The sequence below is a fragment of the Brachybacterium aquaticum genome (assembly GCF_014204755.1).
Lineage (GTDB): Bacteria > Actinomycetota > Actinomycetes > Actinomycetales > Dermabacteraceae > Brachybacterium > Brachybacterium aquaticum.
The window spans coordinates 183,411-196,819 of record NZ_JACHLZ010000001.1 but is presented as its reverse complement, the minus strand read 5'-3'; the positions used below and the strand labels follow the sequence as shown (position 1 = coordinate 196,819).

Annotated in this window: 9 protein-coding genes, 1 tRNA gene and 1 pseudogene; 5 read left to right on the top strand and 6 right to left on the bottom strand. The window is 73.2% G+C overall.

Features of this window, described 5'->3' with window-relative positions:
• The first annotated feature begins 28 nt into the window (after positions 1 to 28).
• The gene (gene hemL / locus HNR70_RS00800) at positions 29 to 1,366 is read left to right on the top strand and encodes a glutamate-1-semialdehyde 2,1-aminomutase (protein WP_184323978.1); all 1,338 of its coding nucleotides are present in this window, start codon (positions 29 to 31) and stop codon (positions 1,364 to 1,366) included.
• A 2-nt stretch (positions 1,367 to 1,368) separates the two neighbouring features.
• Positions 1,369 to 2,574, top strand: a complete 1,206-nt coding sequence (locus tag HNR70_RS00795; protein ID WP_184323977.1) for a WD40 repeat domain-containing protein — start codon at positions 1,369 to 1,371, stop codon at positions 2,572 to 2,574.
• Between the two features lie 54 nt (positions 2,575 to 2,628).
• On the opposite strand, the gene HNR70_RS00790 is transcribed toward HNR70_RS00795, so the two are convergent.
• Positions 2,629 to 4,227, bottom strand: coding sequence for an HNH endonuclease (locus HNR70_RS00790; protein ID WP_184323976.1), 1,599 nt, complete (start codon positions 4,225 to 4,227; stop codon positions 2,629 to 2,631).
• A gap of 235 nt (positions 4,228 to 4,462) precedes the next feature.
• Here HNR70_RS00790 and HNR70_RS00785 point away from each other — a divergent pair.
• Positions 4,463 to 4,536, top strand: a tRNA-Met gene (locus tag HNR70_RS00785).
• Positions 4,537 to 4,556: 20 nt separating this feature from the next.
• Here HNR70_RS00785 and HNR70_RS00780 read toward each other — a convergent pair.
• The gene (locus HNR70_RS00780) at positions 4,557 to 5,021 is read right to left on the bottom strand and encodes a methyltransferase family protein (protein WP_221421063.1); all 465 of its coding nucleotides are present in this window, start codon (positions 5,019 to 5,021) and stop codon (positions 4,557 to 4,559) included.
• Between the two features lie 173 nt (positions 5,022 to 5,194).
• On the opposite strand from HNR70_RS00780, the gene HNR70_RS00775 reads away from it, so the two are divergent.
• Positions 5,195 to 5,857, top strand: a complete 663-nt coding sequence (locus tag HNR70_RS00775; protein ID WP_184323974.1) for a pentapeptide repeat-containing protein — start codon at positions 5,195 to 5,197, stop codon at positions 5,855 to 5,857.
• 462 nt (positions 5,858 to 6,319) lie between these two features.
• Here HNR70_RS00775 and HNR70_RS00770 read toward each other — a convergent pair whose 3' ends face one another.
• From HNR70_RS00770 to HNR70_RS00760, 3 genes are read right to left on the bottom strand one after another with little or no spacing between them, the layout of a single operon-like run.
• Entirely contained in the window at positions 6,320 to 7,105 is a 786-nt protein-coding gene (locus tag HNR70_RS00770; RefSeq protein ID WP_184323973.1) for a GNAT family N-acetyltransferase, read from the bottom strand.
• Positions 7,098 to 8,231: a glycosyltransferase gene (locus HNR70_RS00765; RefSeq protein WP_184323972.1), complete on the bottom strand. Its 1,134-nt coding sequence runs from the start codon at positions 8,229 to 8,231 to the stop codon at positions 7,098 to 7,100. The genes HNR70_RS00770 and HNR70_RS00765 overlap by 8 nt, the downstream gene beginning before the upstream one ends.
• A gap of 10 nt (positions 8,232 to 8,241) precedes the next feature.
• Positions 8,242 to 9,390 (bottom strand): NAD-dependent epimerase/dehydratase family protein, encoded by a 1,149-nt coding sequence (locus HNR70_RS00760; protein WP_184323971.1) that lies wholly within the window; start codon positions 9,388 to 9,390, stop codon positions 8,242 to 8,244.
• 145 nt (positions 9,391 to 9,535) lie between these two features.
• On the opposite strand from HNR70_RS00760, the gene folP reads away from it, so the two are divergent.
• On the top strand, positions 9,536 to 10,564 hold the full coding sequence (folP, locus tag HNR70_RS00755; protein WP_184323970.1) for a dihydropteroate synthase: 1,029 nt from the start codon (positions 9,536 to 9,538) through the stop codon (positions 10,562 to 10,564).
• 37 nt (positions 10,565 to 10,601) lie between these two features.
• Here folP and HNR70_RS16560 read toward each other — a convergent pair.
• Positions 10,602 to 13,333 (bottom strand): annotated as a pseudogene (locus HNR70_RS16560) (alpha-mannosidase).
• Positions 13,334 to 13,409 lie beyond the last annotated feature (76 nt).

The following is a 13,409-nucleotide window of genomic DNA, read 5'->3' as shown; positions in this document are numbered from 1 at the left end:
CCCCGCCCCTCCCGCGAAGGAGCTCCGCATGACCCCCTCGACCACCCTCTCCGGCGATCTCTTCGACCGCGCTCGGCGCGTCATCCCCTCCGGGGTGAACTCGCCCGTGCGCGCCTTCGGCTCCGTCGGCGGCACGCCGCCGTTCCTCACCAGCGCGAAGGGCGCGCTGCTCACCGACGCCGACGGGAACGAGTACGTGGACCTGGTCGGCTCCTGGGGTCCGATGATCCTCGGCCACGCCCATGACGGCGTGGTCGAGGCGGTGCGGGAGGCGGCCGGTCGCGGGCTGTCCTTCGGCGCCCCGCAGGCCGGGGAGGTGTCCCTCGTCGAGGAGGTCGTGCGCCGCATCGGCCCCGTCCAGCAGCTGCGCCTGGTCAACTCCGGCACCGAGGCGACGATGAGCGCGCTGCGCGTGGCGCGCGCCGCCACCTCCCGCGACGTGGTCGTGAAGTTCGCCGGCTGCTACCACGGGCACGTGGACGCCCTGCTCGCCGAGGCAGGCAGCGGGGTCGCGACCTTCGCGATGCCGGGCTCGGCCGGGGTCACCGCCTCCACCGCCCGCGACACCGTGGTGCTGCCCTACGGCGACCGCGAGGCCGTCACCGCCCTGTTCGCCGAGCGCGGCGACGAGATCGCCGCGGTCATCACCGAGGCGGCGCCCGCGAACATGGGCGTGGTCCCGCCGCGGGAGCAGGACGGCACCGGCTTCAACCGCTTCCTCGCCGAGACCGCGCACGCCGCCGGCGCGCTGCTGATCAGCGACGAGGTCCTCACCGGCTTCCGCGCCGGCAAGGAGGGCTACTACGGGATCGACGGCGACGGCTGGGCCCCCGACCTGATGACCTTCGGCAAGGTCATCGGCGGCGGCCTGCCCGTCGGCGCGTTCGGCGGGCGCGAGGACCTGATGGCGCTGCTGGCCCCGTCCGGTCCCGTCTACCAGGCCGGCACCCTGTCCGGGAACCCGCTGGCGACCGCGGCGGGGCTGGCGACCTTCGCGGGCCTGGACGACGCCGCGTACCGGGTCCTCGACGAGGCGTCGGTGGCGCTGCGCGGCCTGGTCGCCGATGCGCTCACCACCGCCGGGGTCCCGCACGTCATCCAGACCGCCGGGACGCTGTTCTCGGTGTTCTTCCGCGACGCACCGGTGGAGACCTACGAGGACGCGAAGGCACAGGACACCGAGGCGTTCACCCGCTTCTTCCACGCGATGCTGGACGGCGGGGTGTACCTGCCGCCCTCGGCCTTCGAGGCGTGGTTCGTCTCCACCGCCCACACCCCCGCGGTGCTGGACCGGATCGCCGAGGTGCTGCCGGTGGCGGCGCGGGCAGCGGCTCAGTCGGCGGCGAAGCCGGCGGCGAAGGACTGATCGTGGCCGGGCGCCGGGGTGAGCGCAGGAGCGGCGCGGTTCCGCGTCGGCGATGGCTCGTCGGTGCCTCTGCCCTCCCCGCCGCGCTGATGCTCGGCGGCTGCGGCCCGAGCGGTCTGCCCGGCCTGCCCGGCCTGCCCGGCCTACCCGGACTGCCCGGACTCCGGCCCCGCAGCGCCCCCGGGTACTGCCTGGGCCCTGACGAGGAGGTGCCGGAGGAGGCGACGCAGACCGTCCCGGACGGGGTGATCGTCGACCCGCGGCCGCCGGACGAGAAGTACCGCTTCGTCTCCGACACGCTCGCGCTCTCCCCGGACGGCACGATGCTCGCCGCCTCCGAGACGTGGGACCACGTGCAGCTGGGGCTGGCCGAGGCGCAGGGGGTCGTCCTGTGGGACACGGCGAGCGGTCAGGTGCTGCGGCGCATCGTCCCGCCACGCACGGGCCTGCTCGCCTGGCACCCGGACGGGGACCGGCTCGCCATCGGGTCCGGTCGCATTGTGTCCATCGTGGACCTCGAGGGGACGCTGCAGGTGAACCTCCTCGGCCACGAACTGCCGAGGCACAACACTGCGTCGATCCGTGCCCTTGCGTTCAGCCCCGACGGGCGGACCCTCGTCTCCTCCGGCTCCGACGGCGCGGTGCGGCTGTGGGCCCTGGAGGTGGATGCCTGCGCACCAGGCTCCGTGCTGCACCCCGGCGAGCGCACCACCGGTGCCCTGAGCTGGTCGCCCGACGGGAGCGTGCTCGCCATCGGCGGCACGAACAGCAGCTCCGAGGGCGACGGTCCGAATCCCGTCGAGCTGTGGGACCCCGGAACGGGGCGCCGCTCCGAGGTCCTCGGCGAGCCGGCCGGGATCGTGTTCGCTCAGGGGTTCGCGGCCGACGGTTCGCTGGTCGTGGTCACCGACGAGCCCGCCGCCATGACGGTTCGGTCTCCGGACGGCAGCCTGAGCGACGCTCCCGTGACCGCGTCGACCTGGTTCGCGGATCTCGCCGTCGGTCCCGGAGCCCGGGTCGCTCTGCTCGGGGACGACGAGCTGCTGCTGTGGGATCGCGGCTCGGGCGAGGAGAGCCGGCTCGAGGTCGACCACGGGGTGGGCGGCATGTGCTGGTCCGCGGACGAGCAGGAGCTGTTCTGCCTGAGTGAGACCGAAGGGGTCATGGCGTGGGACGGGAGCAGGTGGCGGGTGTTCGACCTGCCCTGATCCCTCCGTCCGTGCTCGGGTGAGCGCCCTCGCGGGGCGGGGTCGCCCCACGGGTCACGGGCTGGGTCCGGTCTCGTCGCTCCCGTCGGCCGACGGGTCCGGCACGTCCGGCGGCTCCTGCACGTCGGGCGGCTCCGACTGGTCCGGCAGCTCCGGTCCCGCCCCCGGCATCGACTCGCCCACCGGCTCCGTCAGTGCCTCCGCGCCGGTGGTCGCGGTGATGCCGGTGCGGCTGATCCAGGTGACCCGGTGTCCCGGGTGCTCCGGATCGTCCTCTCGGGTCACGCTGCGGGTCTGCTGCTCCTTGTCGTTGCAGAAGCCGCACAGCCCCTGGCCGTTGTCCAGGCTCGTCGGACCGCCCCGGCTGTGGGGGACGATGTGGTCGCTCTGGCGGATCGGGGCGTCGCAGTGCGGGCCGCGGCAGGTGACGTCGCGCCACAGCAGGTAGCGGGCGAGCGCCGCGGGGAAGGCGCGGGCGACGGACTCGACGGCGACCAGCTCCCCGGTCGTCGGATGGGTGTAGAGCCGGCGGAGCACCGCGCGCAGCTCGGGTCCGTCCTCACCCAACGCTCCGTCCTCGCCGAGCAACTCGTCCATGCGGGCGCGCCGCGCGGCGAGCGCCTCGCGCATCTCCTCGCGCACCGCCTCGGCGGGGACGGGGCCGTACCCCTCGATCTGGGCGATGTCGCCGGCGGCGGGGTCCAGCAGGGCGCGGTCGGTGATGATGACGCCGATGTCGAGCTCGGTGGTCTCCATCCCGGTGTCACGGCCGAGGAGGGTGTCGACGAGGGCGTCCGCCTGGATGGCCTGGTGGCCGCGCCGGTCGCCCTGGGCGCGGCGCCGCTCGGCCTCGCGGGAGAGGCGCTTGCGGATCCGCGCCGCGTCGAGGCCCGGGATGTGGGCGGAGAGGGTCGCCATGCCGTGCTGTCCGCGGCGCACGGTGACGCTGCGGGAGCGGCGGGCGTGCTGGTGTCGGCGGGCCTGGCCGGCGGGGTCGACCTTCTCGATCTGCCGGCCCACCTCGCGCTCCCACTCGGCGCTGCCGCCGTCGCCCAGGTACGGGAGGCGAGCGCCGAGCCGCCGGTCCACCTCCTCGCGCTGAGCGGGGGTGAGCGGGCCGACGGCGCGGGCTGCGAAATGGGCGTTCTCGGGACGGAGCCGTCCGTCGTTCATCGCCCCGAGGATCGTGGGCATCGACTCGACCAGTCGGCGCCGGGCCGCGAGGGTGCGCCCCGCGCCCGAGGGTGAGCGGCGCGTGGCCATGGAGAGGTCCCGGACCGTCGTGCGGTAGGCCCGCTTCTCGAGCTGGGCGGGACTGGGCTGGTCTCCGGCCTCCTGCGCGGCCCGGGCCTCCTCCTCGGCGCGCAGCTCGCGATGTGTCGCATCGGCGAGCGCGACCATGGCCCGGGCCTCGAGCACCTCGAGGGCGGCGGCCTGCTCGTGCAGCCGTGCGACGAGCTCGGAGAAGTCGGTCGTGGCGTGGGCGCCCGGGTCCAGCAGGTCCTCGGGCTCGGCGGCGAGGGCGGCCAGGACGTGGGTCTGGTTGCCGAGCATCTCGGCGAGCGCTCGGGGACCTGCTGCGCGCAGGGCATCGAGCAGCTGCCGGGAGGGATCCTCCGGCCCGGGCTCGAACTCCTGTGCGGATGCGGTCATGCCCCGAGCCTTCCGGAGCGGGAAGCGCGGGGCGAGGGGCGAACCGGGATTGTGGACCGAGGGGGTGTGGGGAGGAACGGTCACGGCGCCTGCTCCAGCGCCGGAGCCCGCCTATGAGAACCCCCGAGGCCTCCAGCGTCCCCGTGCGTCCTTCGATGACAGGATCCTCGACAGCCCTCCCCGCACGCCTCAGGATGGACCGCACAGCCGCGGCGCGGACCCCGCACCCGGCCCACGCTCCGTAGCTCAGCCCGGTAGAGCAGCTCCCCCATAAGGAGTGCGTCGCAGGTTCGAATCCTGCCGGAGTGTCCCCTTCGGCCGACGGGCCCTCACCGCCCGAGCGGCCCGATCCTCCCCCACCGCGGCACCTCGCGCAGGTACTGCTCGTACGGCGCACCGAACACGACCTTCAGCGCCTCCTCCTCGGCAGGGATCTGGACCCGGTCAATGAGCACCGTGAACGCCGCGGCGGGCAGGAGCGCCGCCGCACTGCGCCGCGCGATCGCGTTCGAGACCAGCAGCCCGAGCAGCCCCGCATAGATCGGGTTGCGAGAGACGGCGAAGGGCCCGGACGTCACCAGCACGGTCGCGTCGGATGGGGTGACGGGGCTGATCGTGGTGCCGGCGCGGTGGAAGATCAGGTCCCCGCCGAGCGCGAGCGCCCCGGAGTCGAGTGCCCCCGCCAAGCCGACGGCCCCGGACGCGGCGGTGACGCGTCTCCCGCGGGCCAGCAGGTGCTGGGCGAGCAGTCCGGCGAGCGCCAGGACGGGTGGGGGGATCCTCGGGACACGCATCGCAGCGACTCCGGTGCGACGGGCGCCGACCGACGGCCGGTGCGAGGCGCTCATCCTCCTCGTCGGCCGACCGGCTCACAAGACCCTGCCCGTAGGCTCGGACGGGCCCGCCCCGTGCCCACCCCGTGCCCCGCCAGCGCACCGCCCGCGCCGTCCCCGTCCCGAGGAGCCCCATGCGCCGTCCCGCCGCCACCCGCCGTCCCGTCCTCACCCCGCCGGATCCGGGGGTGCTGGAGCCGGCGGAGGCCTCCGACCTCGACGCCCAGCTGCGCCTGGAGGGTCTGAGCCTCCACGACGCGGACCTCTCCGACCGCGACCTCACCGGTCTTGTGCTGGACGAGTGCGAGCTGGTGGGCGCGATCGCGGAGCGCACGGTCCTCACCCATGCCCGGCTGCTCACCACCCGGATCGAGCGCCTGACCGCGCCGGTGCTGGACGCGGCCCGATCCACCTGGCGGGACGTGGAGATCACCGGGTCGCGCCTGGGGGCGCTGGACGCCTTCGAGGCGGAGCTGCGCACGGTGCGGCTCGCCGGGTGCAAGGTGGACTGGCTGAGCCTGCGCGGGGCGGTGCTGGAGGACGTGCTGCTCGAGGACTGCACGCTCGAGGAGCTGGACCTCACCGGCGCGACCGCGACCCGCGTGGCGCTGGACCGCTGCCGGGTGGGCCGGATCGTGGTGGCCGGCTCCCGCCTGCAGGACGTGGACCTGCGGGGCCTGGAGATCGGAGAGATCGACGACGTCTCCGGCCTCGCAGGGGCCACGCTCGCCCCGCACCAGGTCGCCGCGATGGCCGACGCCTTCGCCGGGCAGCTCGGGGTACGGATCGAGGGGTGATGCCCGCGCGGCAGGAGGACCGACGCCGGGCGGTGTTCTCTCGGCGTCGTTCTCCGCCCTCCGCAGTCTTGTTCCGGACGACGAACCGCGGCACTGTGGAGATGGCATGCACCCCGACGATCCGAGGAGACGCGCATGTCGACGATGACGTCCCGGGAGGTCGACCGTGACGTGGGAGCAGCGCCGCAGACAGCAGCAGAGGGGCCGCTGCTCATCACCGACAACGGCGAAACCGCTTACGTGCTCCTCCCCCCTGCGGGAGTACCGCCGACTCCCGACGGAGCGGAACGACCTCGTCGATCCGCTGAGCATGGAGGACGACAGCGACCTGGAGGTGGAGCCGATCTCGCTGGCTCCGGAGGACCCCCTCTGGTGAACCCCTGGGAGGCGGGCGCAGGGCGATGCCCGGGGCCGCGCGGCGGGGTGCCGCGCAGCGCCGTGCCACAGGGCGCCCCGGGGCTCTCAGCGGTTGAGCCGGCCCTCCAGCATCGCCCGGACACCCGGCCACTCGGGGGCGATGATCGAGTACACGACCGTGTGCCGCACCGAGCCGTCGGGCAGGATCCGATGGGCGCGCAGGATCCCGTCCTGCTGGGCCCCGAGCCGCTCCACGGCGCGGCGCGAGGCGAGGTTGAGGTGGTGGACGCGGAACTCCACGCGCAGGCACTCGAGCTCGTCGAAGGCGTAGCCGAGCAGCAGGACCTTCATCGCGGTGTTGACGTGGCTGCGCTGCGCGGAGCCGGCGAGGTAGGTGTTGCCGATCTCGAGACCGCGGTCCGCGAGGGCGAGGTTCATGAACGTGGTCAGCCCGACCACGCGCCCGTCGGCCGCGCCTGACGCACCCGTCGTGCCGGCCCCGTCGACCGCACCCGCGCGCTCGTCAATGACCGCCCGCTCGTCGATGACCGCCCAGGCGAGGCGGGTGCCCGCGGCGACCTCGCCCCGCAGGGCGCGGACGGAGTCCGCGACGTCCTCCGGCGCGGGGACGTGCGGGGCGAAGGGGAGGCGGTGGATGTCCCCATCGGCCACGGCGGCCCGCAGCCCGTCGACGTGCTCCTCGGCCAGGGGCTCGAGCCGCACGCCGTGCCCTGCAAGGGTCACCGGCGCGAGCGGGGCCAGAGCGCCGGTAGGGACCGCGCGGGTGCGCGACTCCCCACCGGCGGTGCCGGCCGCGCCGACAGTGTCACCGGAGCCGACGGCGTCGACCGGGCCGGCAGTGCCGTCCGGACTGACGGTGCCGTCAGCCATCCCGACCCGCGCGATGCTTCTCGATCGCCATCTCGTAGTAGCGCAGCAGGTCGTCCGAGGCGTTGTCCCAGGAGTACTTCTCCGCCTCGGCGCGGGCGGCGCCGCGGATGCTCTCGCGCAGCACGGGATCGCCGAGCCGGGTGAGGGCGGCATCGAGGCTCGCCTCGTTCCCCGAGTCGAACAGCAGCCCGTCCACCCCGTCGGTGACCTGCTCGAGCGTGGGGCCCGACCGGGCGGCGACCACGGGCAGGCCGGAGGCCATGCCCTCGAGGATCACCAGACCCAGGGTCTCGGTGACCGAGGGGAACACGAAGGCGTCGGAGCTCGCGAAGGCGCTGGCCAGCTCGTTGCCCTCCATGAAGCCGGGGAAACGGGTGGCGGTGCCCTTGAACAGCGCCTCGAGCTCGCCGCGGTAGGGGCCGTCGCCCACGATCGCGAGCGCCACATCGTCCCGGCGCTCCATCATCGGGCGGAGCGTGTGGATCTCCTTCTCCGCCGCGAGCCGCCCCACGAACACCAGCAGCTTCTTCTCCGGGTGCCCGCCGGTGAGGCGGTCGCGCATCGCCTCGGAGGCGAAGCGGGGATGGAACTGCTCAGTGTCCACGCCGCGGCGCACCACGTGCAGGTCCTGGATGCCGTGGGCGGCCAGCTCCTGCTTCATCGTCTCCGAGGTGGCGATGTTGAGGTCGGCCATGGCGTGGTTGCGCTTGATCTGCCACCACACGGCCGGCTTGCCCCACTTCCACGCCCGGTACAGGTCCAGGTAGCGGGGAATGTGGGTGTGGTAGCTGGCCACCAGCGGGATCCGCTGACGGTGCGCGGCGAAGGCGCCGGAGGACGCCAGCAGCAGCGGCTGGGCGGCGTGGACGACGTCCGGGTGGAAGCCGCGGATGATGCCGTCCACGGTGGGGGTGGGCAGGGTGAAGCGCCGGTGCTTGTAGAACGGCAGGGTCACCGGGCGCACGCCCACCACCCGCGCCCCGTGGTGCTCGGTGACGCCGAGGTCGGGCGCGATGACCATGACCTCGTGCCCCAGGTCCACGAACCGCTCGACGGCGTGGCGCAGACGCGTCACCACGCCGTCGACGGAGGGCAGGAAGGTCTCCGTGACGATCGCGATCTTCACGGAAGGACGCTCACTTCCAGGTGACGGTGGGCATGACCAGCTCGCGCTTGACCCGGTCCACGTTCTCCTGGGCGGCCTTGAGGACCTCGGCGATGTGCTCGTCGGTCAGCAGGTGCGGCTCCAGGCCCAGGTCCAGCAGGTTGGTGTGCACCGCGTTGTAGTAGTGGTCGTACTTCTCCACGCGCGGGTTCTCGGTCGGGGCGATCTTCACGTCCAGGCCGAGGTCGCTCCCGACCTTCTGCACCTTCTCGGCGAGCTCCTTGACGGAGAACTGCTCGGTGAACTGGTTGTACACCTTGAACTCGCCGCGCTCGGCGGGGTTCTCGCAGGCCAGCTCGATGCAGCGCACGGTGTCCTGGATGTCCAGGTAGCCGCGGGTCTGGGAGCCGTTGCCGTAGACGGTGAGGTCGTGGCCGATGGCCGCCTGGATGATGAAGCGGTTCAGGGCGGTGCCGAACACGGCGTCGTAGTCGAAACGGTTGACCAGGCGCGGGTCCAGGCGGGTCTCGTCGGTCTCCAGGCCGTAGACGACGCCCTGGTTGAGGTCGGTGGCGCGGATGCCCCAGATGCGGCAGGCGAACATGATGTTGTCGCTGTCGTGCACCTTGGTGAGGTGGTAGAAGGAGCCGGGGGCCTTCGGGAACGGCAGGCGGTCCTTGCGGCCCTTGTGCTCGATCTCGATCCAGCCCTCCTCGATGTCGATGTTCGGCTGGCCGTACTCGCCCATGGTGCCGAGCTTGACGAGGTGGCAGTCCGGGGCGAAGTCCTTGATCGCCCACAGGACGTTCAGGGTGCCCTCGACGTTGTTGCGGTGGTTCTCGATCGCGTGCTCGCGGTCGATCATCGAGTACGGCGCGGAGCGGTGCTCGGCGAAGTGCACGAAGGCCTCGGGCTGGGTCTCCTGGAAGACCGAGGCGACGGCGTCGTAGTCGGTGAGGTCGGCGATGCGGACCTCGATGTCCTTGCCGGAGACCTCCTTCCACGCGGCCACGCGCTCCTCGAGCGGCAGGATCGGGGTCATGGAGTTCGAGCCGAGCTCCACATCGATCTCGCGGCGCACCAGGTTGTCGACGATCGTGACGTCGTGCCCCTTCTGGGACAGGTACAGGGCGGTGGGCCAGCCGCAGAATCCATCTCCGCCGGCGACGACGATCTTCATTTCGGGAGTCCTCCAAGGGTCCGGTGTCCGGCCCGTGACAGGTCCCACGGCCGGATTGTGCAAGTGCATGTCCGCCCTAAACTAGTGCAGGTCGGGTACCGCTCAAAGATGAGGGAAGCCCGCCCGAACAGCGGAGGAACGGACCATGAACAACGGGTACGACGAGAGTCCGACGGGGCGTCCTCCCGAGGTGGACGTCACTGTATCGCTCCCCTCCGAGCCGGTGCTGAGCGCTCCGGAAGCGCTGCCCGCGACCGTCGCAGCGGCCACCGCAGGGGCAGCAGGGGCAGCCGTGGAGACGGCCGTGAGGACCGCCCCGCAGCCCCGCCCGCTGCCGGACACCCGGCGCCGGGTCCTGGTGATGGGGATCGTCAACCGCACCCAGGACTCCTTCTTCGACGAGGGCCGCACCTTCGGGCTGGACGCCGCGGTCGCCGCGGGGATCGCCGCGGCCGACGAGGGCGCGGACCTCGTGGACGTGGGCGGGGTGAAGTTCGCCCCCGGCGAGCCGCTGCCGGTGGCCGAGGAGATCGACCGGGTGGTCCCCGTCGTCGCCGCGCTGCGCGCCGAGCTGCCCGCGCACGTGCTGCTCTCGGTGGACACCTTCCACGCGGACGTCGCCGAGGCCGCGATCGAGGTGGGCGCGGACCTCATCAACGACACCACCGGTCTGTCGGACCCGCGGATGGCGCCGGTCGTCGCGCGCACGGGCGCCTCGCTCGTGATCACCCACTCGGTCGCCGAGCCGCGCAGGCCCTTCCTCCGCCCCCGCTACGACGACGTGGTCGAGGAGGTGCGCGACTTCCTCGCCGCCCGCGTGGAGCGGGCGCTCGAGGCCGGGGTCTCCCGCGACCGGCTGATCGTCGATCCCGGTCCGGACCTGAACAAGAACACGCTCCAGACCCTCGAGCTTCTGCGCGACTGGCAGGAGTACGCCTCCCTGGGCCTGCCGCTGCTCGCGGCCCTGTCGCGCAAGGACTTCGTGGGCGAGAGCTTGGGGCTGGCGAAGGAGGAGCGCCTGGAAGGCTCTCTCGCCGCGGCGGCCTGGGTGATGCGCAAGGGAGCGCGGATCCTGCGGGTCCACGACGTGCGCGCGACCGTGCGGATGGTGCGGATGTGCGAGATCCTCGCCGGCTGGCGCGAGCCCGAAGGACCGCTCGTCCACAACGTGTGAGCACTGCCGACGGGCCCGTCGGCCCGGGGCGGGCGTGTCAGCCGTCGGGCGCCGGCGCCCGAGGTGCGGCGCCCCCGTCCGGCGCGGGATCGAGCACGAGGGTGGCCTCCGCGCGGACGCCGAGGGACTCGTACAGCCGCAGCACCAGGTCGCCGGAGCGGTTCTCGGCGAGCTTCACGGTCTCCACGAGCACCTGCCCGGAGCCCGCACCCGGGGCCGCACCGGCGCCCGCGCCTGCTGCGTCCTGCACCGTGACCAGCGGCGCGCCGGCCCCGGCCGCGGTCGCGGCGGTGACCTCCCGCTCGGGCAGGTTCAGGCGGTAGCCCTCCTGGATCGCGCCGGGGATCCCGGCGCCGGGGCGGAGCGCGACGCGCAGGCGATAGCAGCATTTGTCGGCCGACGGATCGGGGAACTCGGGGGCGCGCACGAGGGTCTGGCGGATCGTCGTGGTGGTGCCGCCGTCGAACTCCCGCACCGTGCGCAGCACGTCGTGGCCGTAGGTGGAGTCGTTGGCGAGCGCCACCCCGAAGTCCCCCTCGGCAGCGTGCACCCAGCGGTGCGCGCAGGTCTCGAAGCGGGCGAAGTCCCAGCTGGTGTTCACGGGGATCGGACGGTCCACGTGCCCGAACTGGATCTCGCTGGACAGGTGCGCGGCGCGCACGTCCAGGGGAAAGGCGAGCTTGAGCGCCTTCTTGCGCTCCTTCCAGTCCAGGTCCAGCTCGATGCCGAGGGATTCGTCCCCCGGGCGCAGCACGAAGGTCTTCACGATCGTGGAGCCCGCGCCGGTCACGCCGCGGCTGTCCTCGCCCTCGCCGGCGGCGGTCGAGTAGGTGAAGGCGACGCGCGCCCCGCCGTCCTCCTCCCCCGCGGTGACCTCGAGCGGGGTCGCGAGGTCGCGGACGGTGCGGCGGTAGAACTCGTCGATGTCCCAGGCGTCCCAGGCGTTGGGGGGGTCGCGGTGCAGCTGCAGCAGCGCGGCGCGGGCGCCGGGGGCGATGGTCTCGCTGCCGGTGGCGAGGTCGACGAGGGAGACGAGCGACCCGTCGGCGTCGAGCTCGGCGCGCAGCGCGGCGTTCTCCAGCACGGTGCGCTCGCCCTCACGGATCACCACCACGGCGTGCTGGCCGTTCTCCGCCTGACCCGCGGCGTAGGCGGGGACGCCCCGGCGCGGGACCGGAGCAGTGTTCAGCAGCAGCGGGGCCGTGCCGTGCCCGTCGGCCGGCGCATTCCCGTCGGCCCCGGCGTCCCCGTCGGCCGGGGAGTCCCCGCCTGCCGCCTGCCCCCTTCCCCGGCCTCGAGGGCGGCGAGGGCGGCGGCGATGACCTGCTCGGCGCGCTCGGCGATCTCGGCGTGGGCGCGCTCGGCCTCACGGTGCACCCAGACGATCGAGGAGTCGGGCAGGATGTCGTGGAACTGGAGCAGCAGGGTGCGCTGCCACAGCTCCTCGAGCTCGTCATAGGGGTACTCGTGCCCCGTGCGCACCGCGGCGAGGGCGGCGAGCAGCTCGGCCTCGTGCAGCACGTGCTCGCTGCGGCGGTTGCCCTGCTTGGTGCCGAGCTGGGCGGAGTAGGTGCCGCGGTGCAGCTCGAGGTACAGCTCGCCGTTCCAGACCGGGGCGTCCGGGTACTCGGCGCGGGCGCGGTCGAAGAAGTCCGCGGCGGTGCCGAACTCGACCTTCGGGGAGCCCTCGAGGTCGCGGGCGCGGCGACCGGCGGCCATCATCGCGCGGGTGGGTCCACCACCGCCGTCGCCGTGGCGGAACAGGTCCATGCCGAGCGTGGCGCGGCCCTTCTCCTTGAAGTTTCGCTCGAAGCGGGCCAGCTCCTCACCCGTCAGCTCGCCGTTGTAAGTGTCCGCCGGCGGGAAGTGGGTGAACACGTCCGTCCCGTCGATGCCCTCCCAGCGGAAGGTGTGATGAGGGAAGGTGTTCGTCTGGTTCCAGGAGACCTTCTGGGTCAGGAAGTTCTCGTTGCCGGCGAGCGCGGCGATCTGCGGCAGCGCCGCGGAGTAGCCGAAGGAGTCCGGCAGCCAGGTCTCGCGCGTCTCGACCCCGAACTCCTCGAGGAAGAACCGCTTCCCGGCGACGAACTGGCGCGCCATCGCCTCGGAGCCGGGCATGTTGGTGTCAGACTCGACCCACATCCCGCCCACCGGCACGAAGCGACCGGAGGCGACGTGCTCGCGGATCCTCCCGAACAGCTCGGGGTAGCGGTCGCGCAGCCAGCGGTACTGCTGGGCGGAGGAGGCGGAGAAGGTGGCCTCGGGGTCCTCCTCCAGCAGGGTGCACACGGTGGAGAAGGTGCGGGCCACCTTGCGGCCCGTCTCGCGCACGGGCCAAAGCCAGGCGGAGTCGATGTGGGCGTGGCCGGTGGCGAGCACCGTGAGGGACGAGTCCCCGGCGGGCCGGGACAGCGCCGGGCGCAGCGCCTCCCGTGCGGCGTCGACGGTGCCGGGAAGGTCGTCGGGGTGGGTGAAGGCGAGGTCGACCAGCAGCTCGGGGGCGGAGGCGTCGTCCGAGGCCCAGTGCGCCGGGACGGTGCCGGTGACGTGCAGCCAGGTGGTGGACCAGGCGCGGCCGAGCGGCGCGCCGAGCTCGATCGGGGCGTACTCGGCACCGGCGGCGATCGCCTCGCGCGGCGGGATCGGCTCGCCGGGCAGGCGGTGCGCGGTGAGGGTGACCGCGGCGGTCTCGGGGTGGATCGCCGGCAGCAGGTGCTCCCGGGTGAACCGTCGGATCCTGGACTCGGTGACGGCTCTGCCGTCGAACATGCTCGCGCTCTCCTGAGCAGACGGTGCGGTTCCCGGTGCGTCGCAGCGCCTCGTCGGCCCTAGCCGCTGCCGTGCC